This window comes from Sphingomonas sp. PEI4 (genome assembly GCF_056679955.1).
The window spans coordinates 3,932,968-3,957,739 of record NZ_CM155258.1 but is presented as its reverse complement, the minus strand read 5'-3'; the positions used below and the strand labels follow the sequence as shown (position 1 = coordinate 3,957,739).

Sequence of the window (24,772 nt, the reverse complement as noted above, 5' to 3'; positions counted from 1 at the left end):
TTCATGACCCGCACAAGGCACACTGACATCAATCCCGAGCCTCCTGTCACGTCGCGTCTGGCCTCACGGCGCATCCGAACCATCGCGCTGACCCTGTTGGTGCTCGGCCTGCTTCTGGGTGGCTGGTACTTCCTGACCACGCAGGCCGTCGAAGCGACGCTGCCGGTGCGGCGGGTGCCAGCGCTTACCGTAACGACGGCAACGCCGCAGCACGTCGTCTGGCCAGTCGTGCTTGCCGCGTCCGGCTCGATCGAGCCTTGGCAGGAGGCGAGTGTCGGTACGCAGGTAGGCGGATATCAGCTTACCCAGGTGCTGGTGAACGTCGGCGATCAAGTCCGTCGTAGCCAGGTATTGGCACGGCTCGATCCGGCGCTGTTGCGCGCGCAGGAGGTGCAGCTCAGCGCCAACGCCGAGCAGGCGACGGTCAACCGCCAGCGGGCGCTGCTGCTGCAGAAGGACGGCGCGATCAGCGATCAGGACGTGCTCCAGTTCGCCACCGCCGACAAGGTTGCGGCGGCGCAGCTCGCCAGCAACCGTCTCCAGCTCCGTTATACGGCCGCGATCGCGCCGGATGACGGCGTGATCAGCGCGCGCATCGCCACGCTCGGCGCGGTGGTTCCCGCGGGCCAGGAGTTGTTCCGCCTCATTCGCGGCGGCAGGCTGGAGTGGCGGGGCGAACTCACCGCCACCCAGCTCGCTAGCGTCGTCGAAGGACAGCGTGTGGCGCTGGCCCTGCCGGACGGCAGCAGCGCCACCGCGAGGGTGCGCGATACTGCGCCGACACTGAACGGCAGCTCAAGGCTCGGTCTGGTCTATGCCGATGTTTTACCCGGAAGCCGCGCGCGCGCCGGCATGTACGCCAATGGGCAATTGGTCGTTGCCCAGGTCGACGCGTTGATCGTGCCGTCCGAAAGCGTCGTCGTTCACGATGGGCGCAGCTACGTCGTCGCGCTCGCCGACCGGAGCGCCACGCCCAAGGTCGCGCTCAAGCTGGTGACGCCCGGGCGCAGGCAAGGCGACGGCATCGAGATCGTCACGGGGCTCACGGGTGCCGAGACTATCGTGCGAACCGGCGCGGGGTTCCTCAACGATGGCGATATCGTCCGCGTTGCACGCCGGAGGCTTGCGCGATGAACCTCGCAACCTGGTCGATCCGCAATCCGATACCCTCGGTCCTGCTGTTCATCCTGCTAAGCCTGGCAGGGTTCTGGGGCTTCAACCGTCTGCCGATCCAGGATCTGCCCGACCTCGATCTGCCGGCCGTCACGATCACGCTTGTCCAGCCCGGGGCTGCGCCTGCGCAACTCGAGACCGAAGTGGCGCGCAAGGTCGAGGATTCGATCGCCACGTTACGTGGGCTCAAGCACATCCAAACCTCGATTACGGACGGCGTCGTATCGATCAGTGTCGAGTTCGTGCTGGAAAAGCCGCTGTCGGATGCGTTGATCGACACCAAGAACGCGGTCGACGGTATCCGCTCCGACCTTCCTCAAGACTTGTTGCAGCCGACGGTTGCCGCAGCGACGTTCGCGGCGGGCCCGATCCAGACCTACGCCATCGCCTCGCCGCGCATGGACGAAGAGGCCTTGTCCTGGTTCGTCGATGACCGGCTGAGCAAAGCGGTGCTGGCGGTGCCCGGCGTCGATCGCCTGGAACGCGTCGGCGGGGTGCAGCGCGAGGTCCTGATCGAAGCCGATCCGGTTCGTCTGGCCGCGCTCGGCGTGACGCCCTCCGACCTGTCGCGTGCGCTACGTAACGTGCAGCAGCAATCGTCGGGCGGGCGTAGCCAATTGGGCGGCGGCGAACAGTCGATCCGCACCGTCGCGCTCGCCGTGCAGGCATCGGACCTGGCAGCCCTTCCGATCGCCCTGATCGGCGGCCGGCAAGTCCGCCTGGATCAGGTCGCGTCGGTTCGCGACACCGATGCCGAGCGCACGCAAGCCGCACGTCTCGATGGCCGACCCGCCATCGGGTTCAACGTCTACCGTGCCAAAGGCTCGGACGAGACGCGGGTGGCCGAGGGCGTCCGTCAGGCTCTCGTGCGCATCGGTGCTGCCGATCCGTCGCTGAGGATCACGCCGGTATCCGGTTCGACCGCCCATACGCTCGAACAATATGAAGGGTCGATGGCGATGCTCTACGAAGGCGCGGCGCTCGCGATCTTCGTGGTGTTCCTGTTCCTGCGCGAATGGCGTGCGACGCTGATCGCTGCGGCCGCATTGCCGCTGTCGATCCTGCCGGCCTTCGCGGCGATGTATTGGCTGGGCTATTCGCTCAACACGCTGACGCTGCTGGCGCTCGCGGTCATCGTCGGCATTCTGGTGGACGACGCAATCGTCGAGATCGAGAATATCGAGCGGCATCGCCGGATGGGCAAGCCGATCATCGACGCAGCCAAGGACGCGGTCACCGAGATCGCGCTCGCAGTGACGGCAACGACGCTGGCGCTGGTCGTCGTATTCGTGCCGACGACGCTGATGGGCGGGATACCCGGCCTGCTGTTCCGGCAGTTCGGGTGGACCGCCGTCATCGCGGTGCTCGCGTCGCTGCTCGTCGCGCGCCTGCTCACGCCGATGATGGCAGCGTATCTCCTGAAGGGTCATCCCGGCCAGGACCGCCCCGACGGCCGCGTCATGACAGGGTATCTGGCGGCTGTCCGCTGGTGCCTGGACCACCGCAAGACCACGGCTGCGTCAGCGGTGGCGTTCCTGATCGGCTCGATCGCGCTCGTTCCGCTGATCCCAACAGGGCTGATCCCGGCCGAAGACGGCGACTCCACCAGCATCTCGATCGAGTTGCCGCCGGGAAGTTCGCTCGACACAACGCTCGGCGTCGCCGAGGCCGCCCGGATCGCACTGCAGGGCGTGCCTGGAGTCCGCAGCGTCTTCACGACGGTCGGCCAGGCCGAACAGGGAGGCCGTGGCGGTGGGCAGGCGGGCGAGGTGCGTCGCGCCGCGCTGACGTTGATATTCTTGCCCCGCGGCGAGCGCCCGCGCCAGTCGCAGATCGAAGCCGGAGTGCGAACGCGGCTCGCCAGTGTGCCCGGTGCGCGCTTTGCGCTGGGTGGTGGTCCCGGCAACCAGCTCGAGCTGATCCTGACAAGCGACGATGCCGTCGCGCTGAAGGCGACGGCGCAGACCTTGGAGCGCGAATTGCGCGGCATCGGCAGCCTGTCCAACATCAACACGACCGCAAGTCTGGAGCGCCCCGAAATCGTGGTGCATCCCGATCTGCAGCGCGCGGCAGAACAAGGCGTCACCGCGGCGGCGATCGGTGACGTGATCCGGATCGCGACCAGCGGGGATTTCGACTCGAACGTCGCGCGGCTCAACCTCGATAACCGGCAGGTCTATATCCGCCTGCGGCTCGCCGACGCCGCAAGGCGCGATCTCGACATCATCTCGGGCATCCGCGTGAACGGACGCGATGGACCGGTGCCGCTGTCGAGCATCGCCAGCCTCGCGCTGTCGAGCGGGCCATCGCAGATCGATCGCTACGATCGACGCCGGTTCGTCACGGTGAGCGCCGACCTCGGCGGCACGCCGCTCGGCACGGCGACCAAAGCTGCGATGGCACTGCCAGCGGCGCGCGGCATGCCGTCCAGCGTCACCTTGATCGAGGCCGGCGACGGCGAAATTGCCGGCGAACTGGCCTCCGGGTTCGGCATCGCGCTGGTCATTGGCATCCTCTGTATTTTCTGCGTGCTGGTGCTCCTGTTCAAGGATTTCCTGCAGCCGATCACGATATTGTCGGCGATACCGCTATCCACCGGCGGCGCTTTCCTTGCGCTCTTGGTTGCCGGCAGCGAACTCGACGTGCCCGCGATGATCGGCCTCATCATGTTGATGGGGATCGTCACAAAGAACTCGATCCTGCTCGTCGAATATGCCGTTGTCGGGATTGCCGAGCGCGGCCTGTCGCGCCGCGATGCGCTGATCGACGCGTGCCACAAGCGTGCCCGGCCGATCGTCATGACCACGGTCGCGATGATTGCCGGCATGATGCCCATCGCGTTGGGGCTCGGTGCCGACGCCAGCTTCCGCCAGCCGATGGCGACGGCCGTGATTGGTGGGCTGCTGACCTCGACCGCGCTCAGCCTGCTCGTCGTGCCGGTCGTGTTCACTTACGTCGACGGGTTCGAACGTCGCCTGCGCCGCTGGTTCGCCGGCTGGGGACATTCCCCCGACGACGGACCGCCGCGACCGGCACTGCCGGATCGCCCTACGCCGTCTGTGACTCCCGCATGAGCCGGCCTGCTCATCCTATCAACAAAAGTGGATTCCTCATGCATTTCAACACTCTCACGCGCGTCGCCGTTCTGCTCTGCGCTACTTTGCTCTCGTCGACGGTCGCGAACGCGCAGAGCCGTACCCCGGTCGATCCCGATCCGACCCGGCTGGCCAACGCGCCGGTTGATGCCGAGCCTCAGGATGACTGGGAGTTCCGGGTCGGCGCCGGGCTATTGTATGGCCCGGCGTTTCTCGGATCGAAGGACTACCAGCTCCAGGGCGGTCCCGACATCGAGGTGCGCTACAAGGACCGCTTCTTCCTGTCGGTGCGCGATGGCTTGGGGTTCGACCTGATCAAGACCGACAGCTTTCGCGCCGGCCCGACCGTCAAGTTTCAGCAGCAGCGCAGAGAGAACGGAAATGGCGGCATCTTCACGATTGCTGGCAAGCGGACCGAAGCCTTGCGGGGCTTGGGCAACGTGCCATCGACGGCGGAGGCCGGCGGATATATCCAGTATCAGTCGGGCGGTTTCTCGGCCGGGGCCGAAGTCCGCAAGGGGATCGGCGGCCACGACGGTGTGATCGCCGACCTGGGCGCGCGCTACACGACCGCCTTGATGGGCATGACGGTCGGCGAGCAGCCTGTCAGACTCTCGGTCGGACCGCGCGCGACGATCGTCGACGATACGTACAACCAGGCCTATTTCGGGGTAACCGCGGCACAGTCGGCTACCTCCGGGTTGCGGGAATTCAACGCCAAGGGTGGCCTGCTTTCCTATGGCGCGGGCGCCGCTATCATTGTGCCGGTGTCCGGCAAGCTCAGTGCGGCACTTATGGGCGGTTACGACCGCCTGTCGGGTGACGCGGCCAAGTCGCCTCTCGTCGTGGAGCGGGGTTCGCGCGATCAGGCGACCGTTGGCCTCGGCCTCATCTACCGGTTCGGGTTGTAGGGCGATGGCATCGCTTCTGCTGCCCGCAAATGCTCTCCCCACGGCCTTGGCCTGGCCGGCATGTCGCGCCGATATGCGTAATCGGCGGCCTTATTTGAAGCTCGCGTCACGTACGCACTTTGTCATCCTCTTGGACAATGCTGCCGTAGCTACTCCGGCTAGCCGGTTGTGTAACGCGAGGTCTGGAAATTCGATCGGGTCGGGATCTGTAAGCTGGTGCCGGGGCATGCCCCGGCACCAGCTGCCCATCTTCGGCATTCCATGGAGTTGCAACACAACCGTGGAGAGAACGAATGGACAGCAGGCATGATACGGCGATTGAGGCGGTACTGGAACAGCTGATCGAACACGGCCCCGAGGGCATCGCCGCAGTGTTCGCGCGGACCTTCGAGATGGCGATGCGGATCGAGCGGGAACGTTTCCTGGGCGCAGGGCACTATGAGCGCACGACCGACCGGCGGGGCTATGCCAATGGCTACAAGTCCAAGCGGATCGACACGCCGGCGGGCACGGTGAATGTGGCGGTGCCCAAGACCGCCGGCCACGGCGCTGAGCCGTTTTTCCCGCAATCACTGGAGCGCGGCTGTCGCTCGGTCCGCGCGGTGATGCTGGCGGTGGCCGAGATGTACGTGAAGGGCGTCTCGACCCGCCAGGCCGAAGCGGTGCTGCGCGAATTCGGCATCGAGAATCTGTCTTCATCCCAGGTCAGCCGCGCCGCGGCCCTGCTCGATGAGGAGCTGGAGGCATGGCGCAACCGCCCACTCGGTGAGATCCGCTACCTGATCCTCGACGCCCGCTACGAGAAAATGCGCGCAGGCGGCGTCGTGCGCGACGCAGCCGTCCTCTCGGCGATCGGTATCGGCCCGGACGAACGGCGCCGGGTGCTGGGCGTCAGCGTCGCCCTGTCGGAAGCCGAGGTCCACTGGCGTGGCTTCCTCGACGACCTGGTCGCACGCGGCATGCGCGGCGTCGAGTTCATCGTCTCCGACGACCACGCTGGCCTGCGTGCCGCCCGCCGCGCTGTGCTCGGTGCCGCTACCTGGCAGCGCTGCCAATTCCATCTCGCCGCAAACGCTGTCCACCACGCTCCCAACACTGCAATCCGCGAGCGCATCGGTGCGGAGCTGCGCAGCGTCTGGAACGCAGCCACGCTCGCCAAGGCCCAGGTCGCGCTCGACGAGCTTGTTGCCGGCTACCGCGACACGGCCCCCAGTCTCGCGTCATGGCTGGAAAACGCCGTTCCCGAAGGCTTGGCTGTATTCACGCTGCCGGAGCATCATCGCCGACGCCTGCGCACTTCGAACCTCATCGAGCGCGCCGTCCAGCAAGAGCTCAAGCGGCGCACCGTCAAGGTCCGGGTCTTCCCCAACGACCAGGCGCTACTGCGCCTCGTCTCCGCTGTTCTCGTCGAGATCGACGAAACATGGGCCTCCGACACCAAGGCCTATATCAAATGGGAATGCCGGAATGGGTGATCACGCCCCGGGGCAATTTCCAGACCTTATGTTGCACAATCGGCTAGCCCGGTTACGGCGGTTGCCAGGACAAACGAGAGCGAGCCGGAAGAAGGTCCCTCGTTCACCGAACTGGATGCGATGGCAGTACAGATAGGCAGGCACGACCCACTGCCCTTCCTCAAGCCCGGCGGTCGGCTTGCCCGCATCGCATGCCTCTTGTTCGGATCGAAGCCCCCAAACCCGCTCGCCGATCCCCGCCTCGAGGCGCTGCGCGTCGTCGTGATCGCCATGCGGAGGCGCGGAGGCGCCCCGAAAAGCGCGATCGACGCGGCGCTTGCAGCCGGCATCACCCGGACCCAGCTCGACCATCTCGCGTCCGAGCTGTGCCCCTCCAGACCGTTGTGAGCATGCATCATGCCCGAGATATCGCGCTACTCCCGAACCGCCATCCTGCTGCACTGGGTAACCGTGCCGCTGATGATGTTCATGCTGTTCATAGGGCAGGGCTACATGCACGTGCCGCGCGGCGGATCGTTGGCGGGCTTCGGTCCTTCGGCCCACGTTACGGCCGGCATACTGATCCTGCTGCTCGCGGTCGCTCGCTTGTCCTGGCGAGTGGGCAATCCTCCGCCCGCGCTTTCCCGGACGGTCTCGCGCTGGCAAACGACAGCCTCGCATATCGTGCATTGGGCGTTGTATGCGTTGTTGATCGCTGTGCCGGTTACAGGCCTGTTGGCCTTTGGCGCTTTCGCAGCAAGTCATTCGGATGTCGGGCAAGTAAAGTTGTTCGGTCTCGTCCCGATCGCTTTCATGCCGGATTTCGGGACATGGCCCGGGGGCATCCACGGGACGCTGTTCAGAATTCTCAAAATCCTGGTAATCGTGCATATCCTGGCGGCGCTGAAACATCAGTTCTGGGACAAGGATCGGCTCCTGATCCGCATGAGTCCCTCTTGATCGCAGGCCCGCAGCGGGCTCCTGCAGGCGAAATGGCAGGTCCGTTCGATCGCATGAACAAAGGCTCGATTTCAGTGACAGCGCTGGCAAAGGAATGGCTTCGTTGAGTATCTCTCCGCAATCTGCCGCCAACGACGCTTCAAGCCGCGTGCTTCTGGTCGAAGACGATACCGAGATCGCCGCCATGCTGGCGCAGACGCTCCGGGAGAACGGGTTCCAGGCGGCCGCTGTAGGATCAGCGACTGAAATGGACACGATCCTGCGCCGCCAATCGTTCAACCTGATCATTCTCGATGCCATGCTCCCGGGGGAGGATGGCTTCAGCATTTGCCGCCGTCTGCGGTCGGCATCGTCGACGCCGATCATCATGCTGACCGCGCTTGGCGAGGATGTCGACCGGATCGTGGGAATCGAGCTTGGCGCCGACGATTACATTACAAAGCCGTTCAATTCGCGCGAAGTCGTCGCGCGCATTCGCGGGTTGTTGCGTCGTGCCTCCTACGGAGCCGAGCATCGTGAGCGTCGCGAGCCAATGATGTTTGCAGGCTGGCGGATAGATCCGGTTTCGCGGCAATTGCGCGATCCTAACAATGTGCGTGTCACCATGACGACCGCCGAGTTCGATGTGCTTCTGGCGTTTTGTCAAAATCCAGGGCGCGTACTGACCCGCGACCAGTTGCTCGGCCTCACCCACGCCGGCCTTGCGGGGCCCGTAGAGCGCAGCATCGACGTCCATATCAGCCGCGTCCGTCAGAAAATCGAGCCCAACGTGCGTGAGCCGACCCTGATCAAGACGGTCCGCCTCGGCGGCTACGTCTTTACGCCCGACGTGGAGCCGGCCTGATGCGCGGGTGGTTTCCCTCGCGGTCTATCAGATGGCAGATCACCGGCCTCGCCATCTGCCCCGTCATCCTTGTGGCGGTGCTTGCGGTCCTGACCCAGCCGTTGACACCCGGAATCTACGAAAGCACGTCACACGCGGAAAGGACCCAAATCAAGATCGAAACGATTGTCGAACAGGTCAGGGCTGCGAGTGCGCCCGGCCAGATCGACGCGATATTAAGCGCGGTCAATCGAACCAGTCCTCGAGGCGCAGACGATCCAGACGGTCAAGTTGCGGCAACCCTGACCGCAGCGAGCAAAGCCGGCCTTCGCGTCGAGATCGTATCGCCGGACGAGCTGCGCGGCCCACCGCAGACCTCACAGGCCTCACAGGCCTCACAGGCCTCACAGGCCTCACAGGCCTCCGGCGACATACGCGATCTCGTAAGCCAACATCTGCCCACGTCCTTCCACGCCGTCCTGCGCGACAGGACACGGAGCGGCACGCTTTCCAACGTCATAGTCGTACGCGTGAACAGCCATATGGCGCTGGCGTTTGCGCCCCCGCTCGCTGGTCCCGATGCGCTGATCCGGGATAGGCAGGTAACCATTCTGGTGAAGGCGGTGATCGCCATCCTGCTGGTAGTATTGTCATCGATCTATGCCGGCTGGCTGATTACGGCTCCGTTGAAGCGCTTTGCCGATGCGGTGCATTCGATGGATCCCAATGAAGGCGCCGACACGCTGTTTCCGGATGGTGGCTCGCTGGAGATGCGTACACTCGCCGCCTCTCTCAACGACATGCGCGCCCGGGTTCACGATATGCTGACGGCCCGCACCAGCATGGTCCGCGCGATCAGCCATGACCTGCGAACCCCGCTAACCAGACTGCGGCTCAAGGCGGAGCGGTCTGCCGAACCCGAGCTACGCGTCGCCATGCTGCGAGACATCACGCGCCTGGATGAGATGATCCGAGAAACGCTGACCTTCCTCAACAAGGATGCCTCAAGCGAGGAGCGAGTGCCGGTGGATCTTCCGAGCCTCCTCCAGACCATCTGCGCCGATTTCGCGGATATGGGTTTTGAGGTGGATTACGAGGGACCGGATCGCTTCGCCTATCTCTGCAAGCCGCAGGCTATGGCGCGGGCGATCTCCAACCTGATCGATAACGGAACGAAGTTTGCCGGCAAGGTAACGGCCCGGCTTGTTGTCGACGAGGACGAATCGGCTCAGATCCGTGTCGAAGACGACGGACCAGGTATCCCGGCAGAGATGCGCCGCAAGGTGATGGAGCCGTTCTTCAAGGGGAATGCGGCGCGTCCAATCAATGGGAGTGGCGGGTTCGGCCTCGGGCTGTCGATCGTTAATGACGTGGTCCACAATCACGGGGGAACGGTCCGGCTGCTCGACGGCGATCCGAAGGGGCTCATCGTCAGTGTCGATCTTCCTCCGCTCGCCGCAGCCCCGGTACAGCCGAAGGTCGAGACCGTTGCGGGCGGAGCGTCGCATGGCGCGCGGCCAGTTCTGACAGGCAACATCTCTTAACATCACTTGAGAAATACCGGACCTGTTTGCGGGTAGCGTTCCTCTGATTGGCGAGCGGTTGGCGTCGTCTGGCGCAAAGCTCCATGTCGGAAGGTTCGGTCCCTTGGCTATTGCTGTATTTCTGTTCGCCGCGCAGTTGATCGCCGTCCAGGCAGGCGCCGGAACGGGCCACCCCGCCGATCCGGAACGCCCGGTCTCAACAGAGCAAGCGTTAGCACTGAATAGTCTCGATCAGGCTATGTCAGGCCCCTCGGCGATAGATAAAGACGCGCGGGTGCCGGCGGAACAGGAGGCCATACCCGCGCGCGTAACCGACGCTACGCCGGCTGCGCAGACGACGACGCCGTCCCGGCCAACGCGGCGAGAAAATGATATCGTGGTGACGGGGCGGGCGCGCCACGCGCCTGGCGACCCGCTGCAAGGGCTCAACGTCCACTCCTATGCCGTCGTGCAATCGATCGATGAAGCGGTCACGGGCCCGGTCGCACTCGCCTACAGGAAAACCATTCCGTCTCCCGTGCGGAGCGGCTTGCGGAACTTCCTGAGCAACCTGTTCGAGCCCGTCGTGGCCGTGAACTATCTGCTGCAACTCAAGCCCGGCAAGAGCGCCGAAACCGTGGGGCGGTTTGCGATCAACTCCACGGTCGGTGCGGCCGGTCTGTTCGATGTGGCCAAGAAGCGCCCGTTCAAGCTGCCGCGCCGCATGAACGGGTTCGGCAATACGCTCGGCTATTACGGCGTAAAGCCGGGCGCGTACCTCTACCTCCCGCTGATGGGCCCTACCACGGTGCGTGATCTCGTTGGCCGGATCGCCGACGTGTCGGTGCTCCCGCTCGCCGTCGGGACGCCCTTCAGTGACCCCCTGTTTTCCATACCAACTACCGCAGCGCGGTTGATCGACGAGCGTGCCGAGGCGGACGAGGGGATGCACAAGCTGCTCGACGGCGCGGTCGACCCGTATTCGACCGTCCGCGCGGACTATCTGCGCACGAGACAAGCCGAAATCGATGCGCTGCACGGCGGCGGTCATCGTGCGGAACCTTCGCCCGCAGCGATACTGCAACCATCTCCCAGCACCACGGGTCCAAGTTCCGAGTAACATTCGGTCACGGACCTATCCAGCGGCTATATCGTGCGCTTGTTCAGCAAGCGCAGTTTTGCGTAGTAAAACGAACAGGCCCCCGTCGATCGCAATAAATCTAAATATTACTTGAAAATCGCCGCTTCCTTGTTCTGATATCAACGTCCCTGACGGACGATCTGGTTCGCCTTATCTGACTGTAGAGGGAGCCCGTCATGGAGGCCTCACTTTTTGCCGGCGCCGTGGCCTTTGGCCTGTCAGGATTGGCGATCTACGCGTTCATCGAGAAGATCCTGCCGGTCCTCCCATCCTTTCCGTTCCTGATTTTCGTTGGGATGTTCGGGGGAGGCGAATCCGGCGGGGTCGGATTGTCGCTGGCGGCCGTCACGATCGGCTCGACGCTAGGAGCCTTGGCCCTCTTCATCCTCGGACGGCGCATCAACGAGAGCAAGATGCGGGCGCTCGCCGTGCGCTATGGCCGGTACATGCTCTTGTCGGTCGAACGCTACGACGAGCTTTTAACGAGTTATCGTCGACGTCACTTCGTAGTGACATTGCTCGGGCAGTTGGTTCCCGGCACGCGGAACATCACGCCGGTATCGGCGGGGACCGTTGGCATCGGCGTAACGCCGTTCCTAGTTGCAACCTTTCTCAGCGGTCTGCTCTGGAACGCATCCTTCCTGTCCCTGGGCTATGCGATGTCCAGCTAAGGCACATCATGAGCTTCGGTGAACCACGCGCATTCGCTGTCAGTTCGCCGAATATCTCCGATCACTCCTACTCGGATTTATTCTTACGATAATCGAGCGGCGGCTTTCGATCGCCGAGCATGGCCTTGTAGGTGAAGTTCGGTCCCCTCCGCGTCTCGAACTCCGCCTTTGCGGACGCGATCTCGGCCGGGTTCCGGAAGAGCTCCGCGGCCGTCAGCGCCAGTGTCTTGGTGGCGACGATCGCTCCCTTTACACCGATGCTCGAACCCGCCGCGGCGACGTTCTGCCAGCTATGTCCCGCCGATCCGGGCACGAACGTGGCAGTCGACAACCCCACCGTCGGCGTAACCCAGCTCACGTCCGATACGTCGGTGGACCCGCCGATCGCCTTGGTTTCGAGCCGGGCAGGCTGGATCTCGCCAACGCTGGCCAGCGAAGGTGCGCCTGCCGACATCGATGCCTGCAGCTTGGTAGCGAACGCCGTCTCTTCCGGTGTCCAGGTGATACCCCCAGCCGCGTGCAGTCCACGGTCCATTGCCTTCATCAGCACTTCGTTGGAGAGCAAGCTGTACACGCCGCCGGTCTGTTCGAAATCGACAGTTGTCTCGGTGCCCATGGCGGCCCCTTCGGCCGCTTTCCTGACGCGTGCCATGACCGATTTGACGATCTCGGGATCCTGGTCACGGACGTAGTAATACACCTCGGCCTCGTCGGGCACGACGTTCGGCGCCTTGCCACCATTGGTGATGACATAGTGGATGCGCGTGTGATCGGGGACGTGTTCGCGCATCATGTTGACCATCGCGTCCATCGCCTCGACCGCGTCGAGCGCCGAACGGCCCTTCTCCGGTGCCCCCGAAGCGTGCGACGAGATGCCGTGGAAGCGAAACTTGCCGCTGATGTTCGCCAGCGATGGTGCTTGCGACGCGGAATTCGTATTGCCCGGATGCCAGTGCAGCACGGTATTGACGTCGTTGAACAAGCCGTCGCGGACCATGTAGACCTTGCCCGATCCGCCTTCCTCGGCCGGGGTGCCATAGACGCGGATCTCGCCCTGCACCTTGTTTTTCACCATCCATTCCTTGACCGCGATCGCCGCGTAGGTGGAGGCCGTGCCAAAGAGATTGTGGCCGCACCCATGGCCCGCATCGCCGCCGAGAGGCGTGCGTACCGGCACGGCGGCCTGCGACAATCCTGGCAAGGCGTCATATTCGGCCAGCACGCCGATGACCGGGCCGGCGCCATTCTTGAAGCTCGCCACGAACGCCGTGGGCTCGCCCGCGACGCCGGCCTTCACCGCGAACCCGGCGGATTTCAGCCGCGCCTGCAACAGCGCCGAACTCTGCGTTTCGAGATAGCCCATCTCGGCATATTTCCAGATCTGCAACGCCGTATCCGAAATCGGCTTCGCGTTCGCGTCGACCGCACCGATCAGTGCGGTACGGTCCGCCGCGGCAAGCTCCTGCGCGACGGCAGGGGTGGCAGCGGACGTCATCAGCGCCGCCCAGAGCATCATCGTCTTCATATGTGTGACTTTCGCAAAAGGGTTTGGGGGCGGATCAGAACTTCTTCGTGACGCCGAGAAAGAAGTAGCGGCCGATCACGTCATAATTCTGCGCGTCGTAGTTAGCCTCGGTGTCCCCGACCTGGGGCGGTTTCTTGTTGAAGAGGTTGGTAACGCCCATACGGAATTCTGTGGTATCTCCGGCTTCGAACCGCGCGTTGAGATCGAAGACGTTGTAGGCCTTCACACCGCGCGTGGTACTCGCCGGGTTCACCACCTTCGCCGATGAGATCATGCTGTCGATGTAGCGCCACCGCAGGCCAAGGCTCGCGCCGCCCAGCGAATAGGTGAAGGACGTCACCGATTTCCATTCGGGATGCGCAAGACCGGCCGTGGTCTCGACGCCGGTGCCGATGCTGCCTGCATAGTCATAGCTCGGAGCACCCGGCAGGGCCTGGATCTTGAACGATTCCAGATAGCTGACGGCCGTATTCAGCGCGATCGTGCCTGCGTTGGCGCCAAGCCCGACATCGGTCAGGTTCACCTTCCAATCGAACTGCACGTCGACGCCGCGGACCTTGAACGTCCCCAGGTTAAGCAGCGGCTGCAGTGGGTTCACCGGCACGCCGTTGGCCGAGTTCCGCGATATCAGCGAGCAGTAATAGTTGTTCGCGGCGTATTGCGGATTGTTGCCACCCGAATTGAAGCAGAACTGAAACGCCTGCGCGATCGAGAGCGGGCCGACCGCGTCCTTGATGTCGATGCGGTAGTAATCGATCGACAACGACATGTTGCGGAACACGGGTGACGAGAATGGCGACTGGATGACGCCACCCGCCGAATAGGTATCGGCGATTTCCTCTTGGAGATCGGGGTTGCCGCCGGTCAACGCGAACACCTGCGCGGTGCCCAGCTGATAGCTGTCGATGATCGCGGTCGGGATGCCCTGGGAAAGGCAGAGCGCGCGCACCTGGCCGCCGTTCGCGCCCAGACGGTACGACGAACGGACGTCGCACGGATCGCCGGTCGAGGTGGTCGCAGTCGGGCTGCCGATCGCGACGCTGCCCGTCGAGACGGGAGCGTAGAGTTCGCCAACACTCGGCGCACGGATCGCACGGTTATATCCGCCGCGCAGGCGCAGCGCGGTGAACACCTGCCAATTGGCATCGGCCTTGTACGCATGCACGCCGCCGACCGAATTATAGTTCGAATAGCGATAGCCGAGATCGAGATCGAACTGCTTGATCAACGGAATATCGTGGAGCAGCGGCACCAGCAGCTCGCCATACGCTTCACCCGCCTTGATCTTCCCGCCAGCCGCGCGAAGGACGCTGTAACCGAGGATATCGCTCGTGCCGTCGGGCAAGGACAGCTGTGAGTCCGGCTGGAAGTCGTAGGAGTTCTCGCGGTAGTCGGCGCCAAGTGCGAAGCGCAGTTCGCCCGCCGGCAAGGTCGCGATGCCGCCCTGGATGTTGCCCTCGACGGTCCGCTGCTTGAGTTCGTTGGTGTTGAGCGTACGGCGCGAGATGTAGTCGATGCAGCCCTGCGACGGCGTGACGTTGCCGAACGGATTGAAGCCGCCTGCGCACAATTCGGTGCCGCCGGTCGGGCTGTTCAGCAGTCGCGCGGTCGCGCTCGCGCTGGCACCGCCCGTCTGGCCGTTCTCGAACTTCGCGCGACTGGTGTTGGCGTAGATCTCCCAGGTCCAGTCGCGTACGCCGATCTTGCCGGATAAGCCCGCGGTGATCTGGTACACGTCGTAGTTGTACGACTGCACGCGCGGTCCGAGAATGTTCAGCGCCTTGTAGAACGTGAACGGCGCATTGGGGCTCGGGCGCGATGCCAGGATCGATCGGAAGGCAGGCGTGATGAACGGGTTGGTCGTCGGCACGGTCAGGCCGTACACGTTCGACGCCAGCGTTGGATTGGTGATACCGACCGAGCTGTAGGTCGTATAGCTGAACTGGCCGAATGCCTTGATGGTGTCGGTGACGTCGTAATCGACCTTGCCGAATACCGAATAGCGATCGAGATCGGCCTGGATCGAGCTGCCGTTATAGCCGAAATTGACCTGCTGGCTGTTGGTGCCGCTGTTGACGATATAGGCTTCGTCGGTCTGCGGATCGCGGTAGTTGAGTACCGGTACGCCCGACGTGCTGAACAACGTCTGGTCGGTGTTGAAGCCGATCTGCCCAGTATAACGGCCCGCCGCGTTGCCGGTCAGCGCCCGGGTGCCATATTGCCCGACGAAAACCGAATTGACCGCCGCCAGAGTAGGCAGGTTTGCACCGAAAATCGCGTTGCCCTGCGGAATGGTGGCGAGGCCCGGCGTCGATGTGCGAAACGTGAAGTAATCGCGCTCGCTCTGCTGCGCGCGGTCACGCCGGGTATAGTCGAACGACAATACGCCGTGGCCGCGATTGTCCGCGAACGCCGAACCCGCGGTCGCGGTGATGCGATAGGTGTTGCCGTCGCCGTAATCGCTGACGCCGGTCTGTCCGTTCAGTTCCAGCCCCTTGAAGTTGCGGCGCAGGCGGAAATTGACCACACCGGCGGTCGCGTCGGAACCATAGGTGGTCGAGGCACCGCCGGTGATGACCTCGATATTCTCGATCAGCGCCTCGGCGATCGTGTTCAGATCGACCGAACCGTCGGGGCTGGATGGCTGCAGGCGACGCCCGTCCATCAGGATCAACGTGCGCTTCGACCCCAGGCCGCGAAGACTGGCATTGGCCTGCCCCCCGTTCAGCCCGGTGCTCGTGCTGCCGGTATTCCCCTGACCGAAGGCGCCCGCGAATTGCGGCATCTGCGACAGCGCGCTCTCGACCGTAACGCGCCCGGTATTCTCGAGCGTATCGCTCGACAGCGAAACGATCGGGCTGTTCGCGACATAGTCGGACCGTGCGATACGCGATCCGGTGACGGTGATTTCTTCGACCGGAGCAACCTGCGCCTGTTCAGGGTCTTCGCTGGCTGGCGGCGCGGTGGGCACCGTGCTCTGCGCATGTGCCGCACCCGCGATCAGGGCAATGGAAGCACAGCCCCCGATCAAGAACGCGCGCGTAATACCCCGTGCAACCATATCGATGTCCCCCTTGGATCGGCCACATCGTTGGCGGCCTCACTCTCCAAGACGTGGACGGAACGAGCCCCCTCACTCGCGACCAGCAAAAAAGTTGCAAAAAAGGGCGGCTATTGCCAGCCGCCCCCTGAAAGGTAAGTCCACTATACCGCCGGTTGGCGTCGCCTACCGCGCGGCCGCGACCGACGGGCCATAGAGCAATCCGTTGAACAACAGCTTGAAGGTGGCATAGGGCTGCGCGCGCTGGGTCACCTCCGGCCCCATCGCGAAGAGCTTGCCCTTGCCCAGATCGACCTCCGCGACCGCCACCGTACCGTTCAGCTTTTCCTGCCCGACCGCCCAGCCGCTGCGCAGTGGTGTCGCTCCCTCGAACCAGGCGATCTTCTTCGCCGCCGTACCGGACAAGGTGAACGGCTGGCTCTCGTCGAAGAAGATATCGACCGTCGACGTCATGCCGTACGCCAGCGGCTGGCGGGTATCTACCTTGGCGGACAGGATCGCACCGGGAATATAGAACTGTTTCTTGTCGAGTGCCGCCAGCGACCCGTCCGCCTTCTTCGTCACCAGTGCTGGCTGGATCTGTGGATCAAGCAGCGTCGCCAATCGGTTCGCGCTGCCGACCGTCAACACGGTGCCGCCCGCCTTGGCGAACGCAGCGACGGCGGGCAGCGTCTTTTCGGGCGTCACCTCGCCCAGCCAACCGCGATACTCTGCCGGAATATCCTTGGGGTCAGGCAAGTTGAAACGATACCCCCCCGGATAGGGCCCACCCGGCGTCGCTGGCACCGTACCGTCGGCGAACAGCAGGACGTCGTATTTCGCATTGAGGTTTCCCGCGTCGAGTTCCTGCGGATAGACGACGCTGAACGGGAACTCATATTGCTCCAGCAACCAGCGCGTCCAGCCGGCGGGAATGACTCCGCCATAGCGATCGACGAGCCCGACCCGAACCGGCTTCAACGCCAGCTTCGTCCCCGCCGGCACCTTCGCCGCGGCAAAGGCGTCGATGCCGAGCTGCTTCACCGAACTGGCGAGGATGCCGCCCGCGACCGACGACGCCGGAACCCAGATCGCGCCGGGCGCCAGATCCTTGCCGCCAGCCCTCGTTGCGGTCTCGACCCACGAAACGGGAACGCCCGCCTTCAACAGGCGGTTGGTCAGCATGAAGCTGTTGTTCGCCTCATGCCCGATGATCCACCCTGCCTTGCCCGAGCCGATCACGCGACCCGGTGCGACCACCAGCAGGTCGGGGACACGTTCGAACGATCCGTCGAACCCGTCGAGCACACGGTCGAAACTCACGCCCATCTGGTAGGCGAGCGTGTAGCCCGTGATATCGTAGGGCGCCTTGGGCGGACCGCCGGGATACTCTGCATCGTGCGGGTGATCCTGTGGCTCGAACATGTCGATGACGTGCGGGCGATAGGCCTGCGCGGTCTTCACGACATAGGATCCCGCCGGATAACGCTTGCCGCCCGCGGTGAACGGGGCCGTCGCGCGATCGACGTCGACACCGTTCTTGATCAAGGCGTTCAGGAACGCGATCGTGGTCGGCATGTCGCGCTGGTCCGGACCGAGCACGTAGCCGCGCGGATCGCGTTTCGCCGGGTCCTGCAATATCTTGGCGTATAGCGACGAGGCGACCATGCCCTCCTTTGCGCGGCTGTTATACCCGACATAGCCCTCGTCGGCCTTGGCATTCTTGCCCGCGTCCTTCAGCGCATCGACGCGCTTCGGCGTTGTCGTCCAGCTATCCATATTGCCGCGCGCGATGCCCTGCGCGCCCATCCGCCAGATGTTCATCAGCAGGCGCTCGCGGTTTCGCGAGGCGTAATCCATGACCGCGCGATCGAGAGACCATTGATATTCCAGGCTGTCCTTCAGATGCCAGTCGCCCGGCGCGATCGGTAGCGGTTCGTCGCTGCGCGCGAGTTGCGTATCGGCGATCAGCGGAATCTTCTCCGGCGTCGGCCCGCCGATGATTTCGGTCAGCAGCCCGATCGAGTTGTGAAAATACGCGACGGACCGCTCCATGCCGTTGTGCCAGGTCGAATAGGGTGCCGCGCTACGCATCCCCGCGCCGCCCTTCTCCTCCGAGACGAGGCGGCTGTGCATCGCCGAACCGACTTCCTGGAGCTCGGTCATCACGATCGGCGAATAATTGTAGTTGAACGGGTCGCGGAACGGCGGCACGAACACCACCATGCCCGCCGGGCCGGTCTGGTGCTGGTTGAACACGATCTGCGGAAACCATTGGCGAAACAGCATGTCGTTGACCGCTTCGGTCTCCGGCATCTGCACCATGAAGCTGTCGCGGTTGTTATCGTGGCCGATATACTTCTGGTACAGGCGCGGGATCGTCCGGAACTCGCGATCCTTCTTGTCCGCGTTGCGCATATACCAGTCGGCGACGAGTTGCAGGCCGTCGGGATTGTCCTGACCGAACAGCACGATGTCGTCGTTGAGTACCCGCATCGTCTCGTGATCGGTGCCGGTGAGCATGCGGTACAGGACGTGGATCTGGCTCTGCGTCGTCACCGTCTCGGTCGCGTGCATGCCGGCGTCGATCCAGACGATCGCCTTGCCCTCGTTCGCGAGTGCCTGCGCCTCGGCTTCGGTCTTCACCTCGGCCTTGGCAAGCTTGCGCGCGATCTCCTGGTAGCGACCCAGTTTGGCGAGATTGGCGGGCGAGCTGACGATCGCGACCCACATCGTTCGGCCTTCCGCCGACTTGCCGATATCGACGAGCTTCATCCGGTCCGACTGGTTCGCGAGCGTCTTCAGATAGGCCTCGTACGCGTCGTAATTGGCAAGGAAGTAATCGCTGCCCGGCTCCTGCGCGAACGCTTCCGCGGGCGACGTGATGGCACCGACCTTGGGCGAGATCGGCTGCGCGGTAGCGGCCCCGGCGAGCGCGAGCAGTCCCGCACCCAACAGCAACATGGTCTTCGACATCGTGATATCCCCCTTGTGCCGCCGGACGTTGCCGGCCCCGTATTGCTATAGACGCGAACGCATACCGGTCCCTCAGCGACCTGCCGCAATAAATCAGGCCGGCAACAGGTCGAAGGCCAGCGTCAGGCGTGGCGCGGTGCCGGTGAACGGCTCGGTCCCATGCCAAAGATAGGAGGGGAATAAGACGAGGTGCCCCGGAACCGGACGAACATGCCGCATCGGCGGCAGTGCCGGCTGGGTCGGCACGCCGGGCCGTCCGAAGGCCAGCCACCCCTGCGGCGCCTGCGCCACCGCATCGGGCAGTTCCACATGGAAGGCCGAGGACAACCACCCGCGCGGATGGACGTGGTCGGTGTGATAGCCGCCGGGCCGCAACAGCACCGACCACGCTCCGGCGAACCGATATCGTCCAGTGTTCCGACGCCGAACGGGATCGCCCCCCGCCCCCAGTTGCGCCAAGTGCGCGCGGATCGGTGCGTCCAGCGCGGAGAACAGCGCGCGCAACACGGGATGCTCCACCTGGGACAGATCGTCCTGCGTCTGACTGCCGTGGCGCAGCGACTGGTCGAGCGGATGCGTCCGCCACGCATGTCGCTCACGCAGGGTCTGGGCGAGATCTGCGAGGAACAGATCGAGCGTAGCCCATCCCGGCGGTGACGCTATGGCGCGCGCCGATATCAGCGACGGATCGTCGGCGATCACGGCCACACGCGGATCGCCGAGCAGCCGCCATGCGATAGTCTGCAACGCGATCACGCCCTGATCCTCGGGTGCGGCAGTCACGATCCTTTCCAGCATTGCCGCGGCCTCCGCCGGTCGCCCGACGTGGAGCAATGCCTCGGCGACGGCCTTGGCGGCCTCGGTGGAAGACGGGCTCAGCCGCAGCGCGGCAGCAGCATGCGCCAGATGCCGATCGGCATTCCCCGACGCTGCCCATGCATTCGCCGCGAGCAGGTGCAGCCCGGCATCGGGTGCCCCGGCGATCGCGCGGTCGAGCACCACCGCAGCACGCGCGGGCTCGCCTGCACTCAGCAGCACCAGCGCCTCTACCGATGCGAGCGCGGGCACGCCGGCCGTATCCACCGATGCGAGCGCCGCGTCGACATCGGCCGTCCGCATCCAGCGCAGTTGCGCCAAATCCCGGTGCGCCGTCGCATAATCGACGCGATCGCGGATGGCCTGCAGGAACGCCGCCTCCGCCGCATCGAGATCGCCGACGCCTTGCAACGCCCGCGCCTGCACCAACCACGTTTCCGGCGCAGTCGATCCCTTGGCGATCGCGCGGCGCGATGCCGCCAACGCACCAGCGAAGTCCCCGAGATCGCCGAGTGCCGAGGCCAGGTTATGCTCCGCCACCACGCTTTCCGGTCGCTCGACCGCGGCACGTGCGTACAGCGCCGCCGCGCCGCGCACGTCGCCAGCCGCCTTCAGCCGCCGGGCCTGCTCCATCGTACCGGGAGCAGCGGAACTCACTTCGCCTCGGTCACCATCAGCACGGCCAGGCTCAGGGTGCGGATGCCGGTACGGATCGCCTGATCGTGATCGGGCGCGAAGAACGGCGAATGGTTGCTGGGCACGGGCTCCCCCTTCGCCTTGTACGCCGCGAGCGTCTTGGCATCGTAGCCGCCGATCGTGAAATACACCGACGGTATGCCTGTATCGACGAATGCCGACCAGTCTTCACTCGCCGACCAGCCCGGCGCCGTCGCGGGCAGATAGGTCACCCGGTCGCCGCCCGCAGCCTTCAGGTTCGCGGCCGCACGCACGGCCAGGTCATGGTCGTTCATCACCGCTGCCGTACCGTAGAGCCACTTCACCTCGGGCGCCGGCGCCATCGACATCGCCGCCGCTGCATCCGCGGTGTGCTTGACCCCGTCGAGCAACACCTGCCGCACGTCCTTGTCGAACGAGCGCAGGCTCAACTTCAGCACGGCTGTATCGGGGATGATGTTGCCGACCGTCCCGGCCTGGAACGCGCCGACCGTAACCACGCCGAACGCGTTCGCATCCTTCTGGCGGCTGATCACCGCCTGCACGTCGGTGACGAAATGTGCGCCCATCACGATCGGATCGATCGTGGCGCTGGGCATCGACCCGTGCCCGCCGCGCCCCTTGAACGTCACTTGCAGGCTGTCCGAATTGGAACTGGTGACGCCGTCCTTGACCAGAACCGTCCCCGCCTCGCCGGATCCCACATGCGCCGCAAACCCGTAATCCGGCTTGGCGAACTTCGTGAACAGTCCGGCGTCGAGCATCGCCTTCGCGCCTTTCAGCTGCTCCTCGGCGGGCTGCGCGATGAACATCAGCGTGCCCTTCCACTGCGTCTTCATCGCCAGCAAAGCCTGCGCCGTGCCGATCCAGGCTGCCATGTGCACGTCGTGGCCACAGCTTTGCGCGACGAAGGTCGTCTTGCCTTCGAACTCGGTCTGCGCGCGGCTCGCATAGGGAAGCCTGGTCTTCTCCTCCATCGGCAGACCATCGAGCTCGGTGCGCACCATCACGGTCGGCCCCGCACCGTTCTTGTAGATCGCGACTAGGCCCGTACCGCCGACCTTCTCGGTAACCGTGAAGCCCATAGCCTTCATCCTGCTCGCCAACAGGGCTGCGGTCCGCGTCTCCTGCATGCCGATCTCCGGATGCGCATGGATGTCGCGGTAGAGCGCATCGAGACCCGCATAATTCCGTTCGATCTGCGCATCGATCGCGGTCCGGTCAGCGGCCGGGTCAGCCCACGCCGCGCCCGTCGTCATTATCATCGTACAGCCCGCGAGCAGGCCCAGCATGGTCTTAGTCATCTTTACACCCATCGTTGGAAACCCGGGCACGTCACCCTGCCCTATCAAGACGCAAGCGACCGCCGTCCCCTCAGCCTCGGCGCGCCGATGCCTCAGAAATCCCGGTCGATTGATAGCATGAGCGTGCGCGGTGCACTGCTATAGAGTTGGCGCTCCCCGAACGCGCTCGACGTCAGTCGGGTCGCGCCGACCGCGTTCAGCACATTGCGTATGCCGATGCCAGCGCGCCACTGCGCCAGCCGGATGTCGGCGTTTGCATCGATCACGAACCGGGCCGATGTTTCCTCGTAATAGGTGGCGAGATCGTTGAACGCAGTCGGCGTCCGCGTCGCGCCCACCGCGTCCACGCCGAACGTCGCGACCTTGCCGCCCGCGACGACAACGCTGGTCTGCGCGCCGAGGGCATAAGCAAGCCGGGGTACGTTAGGTAACGGATCGCCGCGCTTGCCGGCGCCGTCCGTGGTACTGAGCAGCTGGTCTTTGCTCAGCCGCGCATCCGTATAATTCGCCGAGCCCGTCAGCCGTATGCCGCCAAGGGTAAGGCTGGCTTTCACCTCCAGCCCGTCGATCCGCACCGCACCGATATTGGTATTGTAGACAAACGCGCCATTCGCGCTCGACGCTGCGTAGACCGTGTCCGACCAGTCGATATGGTACACCGCGCCCTCCAGGCCGAGCCGTCCGCCCGCGACCTTGGTCTTGGCACCCAGTTCGTAGCTCCAGACATGATCGGCGTCGTAGCTTCGTTCCTGCTCGGTCAGATCGGGGGTGATGTTGACGCCACCCGGGCGGAATCCTTCAGAGGCGATGACATAGACGAGCGTCTCGTCGGGCAGGCGATAGGCCAGTTCGGCCTTCAGGTTGGTGCCGTCGTCCGCACGGCGGTACCGCCCGGTTCCGACGGCGCCCGTGCCGGTGATGATATTGGGGATCGGCACCGATCCCGACGCGGTCCGTGCGTAATGGAAATACCGCAAGCCAAGGGTTCCGGACAGCCGCGGCGTCGCCGTCCAGGTGGTTTCGGCGAACAGCGCTTGTTGGTCGAGCGCGCTGGCAAGCAACCGCAGACCTGTGATGTCGAACGGCTCCACCTTGCGCCCGCTCGTCGCATCGGCGCGCACCGTATAGCTTTCGGCGGTATCACGCCGTCGCTCGACGAACGCGCCGATCGTCCAGGCGAGCGTACCCGAGCCGGCGGACGACAGTCGCAGTTCGGCGGTCGAACTTTCGACCCGAAACGGCTGGTACAGGATGCCCGGCAAGCGCGTCTGAAGATACGCCTGAAACGCGCTGCGCTGGTCTGGGGTGCAGTTCGTGGGACTGATCAGCATCGCAAAGCGTTGGCAACTCGCTTCGCTTGTCGCCTGACGCGCCAGCACCTGCGTGAAGTCGCCTTCCTTCACGATCGTCCAGCGATAATGCGATCCGGTCGCCACGACGGCCACGTCGCCCGGAGTCCAGTGCGCGGTGACGCTCGCCAGGTCGAGCCGCTCGCGGTTGGGCGTGCGTACCGGCTGGTCGTTGCGGTAGCGGCCGAGATCGGGATACCAGAACCCGGCATCGTCGATCCGCGTATCCTGGTGCAACGCCAGCGCATCGATCCGCAGCCTCGACGATGGGGTCCAGCCCACGCCCAGGCGAATGCCCTCGCGTACGATACCGCCGGTGTTGGCAATTCCCAGACGATCATTGTCCACATAGCCCCCGATCGTCCGGCGGTGCACGACGATGCGCGCGGCGAGCGTGTCCCGCACGATCGGCGCGTTGAGAACGGCGGCGATATTGCCCCCCATTCCGCCGCCCTGCACTGCCGACAGCCCGGCATCGACATGCCCCGTCCACCGCGTCGCGTCGGGCTGATTGAACAGGACGCGCAACGTCCCGCCCATCGAACTCGCCCCGTACAGCGTACCCTGCGGTCCGCGCAGCAGTTCGATCCGCTCGACGTCGACCAAGTCGATGTCAGGCGTACTCGCGGCTGAATCGAACGTCGTGCCCGAGGGCCCGCTGATCGGCGTTTCCCCATAATAAACGCCAACGGTCGCCTCGCCGGTACCAGTCACGCCGCGGATCGCGATCCGTTGCTGCAACGGCGCGGTCGCGATCGGGACGAGCCCCGGCAACAGGGCGGCCGCGCTGCGCAGGTCAAAGGCACCGCGCATCGATACCTGGGCGCCGGTCACCGCATCCATGCTGACTTCGGTGTCACCCAGAGCGGTCGGTCGTTTGAGCGCCGTCACGACGATATCGGGGGCAGCGGCAGGGACGATCACGGTTGGAACGTTCGAAGGGCGCGCGGGCGGCGCGACGACGATGATGATCACGCCCGGACGCAAGTGTCTGGCGACCAGCCCCGAGCCGCTGAGCAACATCTTGAGCGCGCGCTCGGCATCGATCGGGCCATGCAACGCAGCCACGGTGCGATGACCGACTATCGCCGGATCGAACACTATCTGCTGGCCGGTCTGCATCGCAAACTGGCGCAGCGCGATATCGAGCCGTCCTGCCGGTATTGCGAGCACCATCCGATCTTGCGGAGCGTTCGCCGCCAGGGCCTCTTCACCCGCACTACAGGCAGCGGCGATCGCCATCATTCGGGTCAGAACGGCGCGGACATACATGAAACGCTTCGATTAGCCCCCAATCGGCGTGTGGCCTCCCCTCCGTTCTGATGACGGTTTTGCT

The 24,772-nt window shown here is 64.5% G+C and carries 16 protein-coding genes; 10 read left to right on the top strand and 6 right to left on the bottom strand.

The annotated features are described in order from the left end of the window. Positions 1-3: 3 nt before the first annotated feature. The 10 genes from AC1MLZ_RS18310 to AC1MLZ_RS18265 all read left to right on the top strand — a co-directional run bounded on the left by AC1MLZ_RS18310 (position 4) and on the right by AC1MLZ_RS18265 (position 11,751). A complete protein-coding gene (locus tag AC1MLZ_RS18310; RefSeq protein ID WP_480959738.1) occupies positions 4-1,134 on the top strand; it encodes an efflux RND transporter periplasmic adaptor subunit in 1,131 nt (376 codons plus the stop codon). Further along, positions 1,131-4,247 carry an efflux RND transporter permease subunit gene (locus AC1MLZ_RS18305; RefSeq protein ID WP_480959737.1) on the top strand — a complete coding sequence of 1,039 codons (3,117 nt, stop codon included), beginning with the start codon at positions 1,131-1,133 and terminating at the stop codon, positions 4,245-4,247. Before AC1MLZ_RS18310 ends, AC1MLZ_RS18305 begins: the two co-directional genes overlap by 4 nt. 38 nt (positions 4,248-4,285) lie before the next feature. After that, positions 4,286-5,179, top strand: a complete 894-nt coding sequence (locus tag AC1MLZ_RS18300) for a MipA/OmpV family protein (protein ID WP_480959736.1) — start codon at positions 4,286-4,288, stop codon at positions 5,177-5,179. A gap of 293 nt (positions 5,180-5,472) precedes the next feature. Next, entirely contained in the window at positions 5,473-6,654 is a 1,182-nt protein-coding gene (locus AC1MLZ_RS18295; protein WP_480959735.1) for an IS256 family transposase, read from the top strand. Positions 6,655-6,774: 120 nt separating this feature from the next. Next, a complete protein-coding gene (locus AC1MLZ_RS18290) occupies positions 6,775-7,041 on the top strand; it encodes a hypothetical protein (RefSeq protein ID WP_480959734.1) in 267 nt (88 codons plus the stop codon). A 9-nt stretch (positions 7,042-7,050) separates the two neighbouring features. Next, positions 7,051-7,593, top strand: a complete 543-nt coding sequence (locus tag AC1MLZ_RS18285; RefSeq protein WP_480959733.1) for a cytochrome b — start codon at positions 7,051-7,053, stop codon at positions 7,591-7,593. 184 nt (positions 7,594-7,777) lie between these two features. Continuing rightward, a complete protein-coding gene (locus tag AC1MLZ_RS18280) occupies positions 7,778-8,437 on the top strand; it encodes a response regulator (protein ID WP_480959732.1) in 660 nt (219 codons plus the stop codon). Next, on the top strand, positions 8,437-9,960 hold the full coding sequence (locus AC1MLZ_RS18275; RefSeq protein ID WP_480959731.1) for a sensor histidine kinase: 1,524 nt from the start codon (positions 8,437-8,439) through the stop codon (positions 9,958-9,960). The genes AC1MLZ_RS18280 and AC1MLZ_RS18275 overlap by 1 nt, the downstream gene beginning before the upstream one ends. 103 nt (positions 9,961-10,063) lie before the next feature. After that, complete coding sequence (locus AC1MLZ_RS18270) at positions 10,064-11,059, top strand: MlaA family lipoprotein (protein ID WP_480959730.1); 996 nt, start codon at positions 10,064-10,066, stop codon at positions 11,057-11,059. Between the two features lie 197 nt (positions 11,060-11,256). Continuing rightward, positions 11,257-11,751 (top strand): DedA family protein, encoded by a 495-nt coding sequence (locus AC1MLZ_RS18265; RefSeq protein ID WP_480959729.1) that lies wholly within the window; start codon positions 11,257-11,259, stop codon positions 11,749-11,751. Positions 11,752-11,818: 67 nt separating this feature from the next. On the opposite strand, the gene AC1MLZ_RS18260 is transcribed toward AC1MLZ_RS18265, so the two are convergent. The 6 genes from AC1MLZ_RS18260 to AC1MLZ_RS18235 form a co-directional block, all read right to left on the bottom strand. Further along, positions 11,819-13,276: an amidohydrolase gene (locus tag AC1MLZ_RS18260; protein WP_480959728.1), complete on the bottom strand. Its 1,458-nt coding sequence runs from the start codon at positions 13,274-13,276 to the stop codon at positions 11,819-11,821. Positions 13,277-13,310: 34 nt separating this feature from the next. Further along, positions 13,311-16,307 carry a TonB-dependent receptor domain-containing protein gene (locus AC1MLZ_RS18255; protein ID WP_480959727.1) on the bottom strand — a complete coding sequence of 999 codons (2,997 nt, stop codon included), beginning with the start codon at positions 16,305-16,307 and terminating at the stop codon, positions 13,311-13,313. A 195-nt stretch (positions 16,308-16,502) separates the two neighbouring features. Then, entirely contained in the window at positions 16,503-19,292 is a 2,790-nt protein-coding gene (locus AC1MLZ_RS18250; RefSeq protein ID WP_480959726.1) for a M14 family metallopeptidase, read from the bottom strand. A 93-nt stretch (positions 19,293-19,385) separates the two neighbouring features. Next, positions 19,386-20,765 (bottom strand): putative 2OG-Fe(II) oxygenase, encoded by a 1,380-nt coding sequence (locus AC1MLZ_RS18245; protein WP_480959725.1) that lies wholly within the window; start codon positions 20,763-20,765, stop codon positions 19,386-19,388. Beyond that, positions 20,762-22,087: an amidohydrolase gene (locus AC1MLZ_RS18240; RefSeq protein ID WP_480959724.1), complete on the bottom strand. Its 1,326-nt coding sequence runs from the start codon at positions 22,085-22,087 to the stop codon at positions 20,762-20,764. The genes AC1MLZ_RS18245 and AC1MLZ_RS18240 overlap by 4 nt, the downstream gene beginning before the upstream one ends. Positions 22,088-22,179: 92 nt before the next feature. Further along, complete coding sequence (locus AC1MLZ_RS18235; RefSeq protein ID WP_480959723.1) at positions 22,180-24,708, bottom strand: TonB-dependent receptor; 2,529 nt, start codon at positions 24,706-24,708, stop codon at positions 22,180-22,182. Positions 24,709-24,772: the final 64 nt, after the last annotated feature.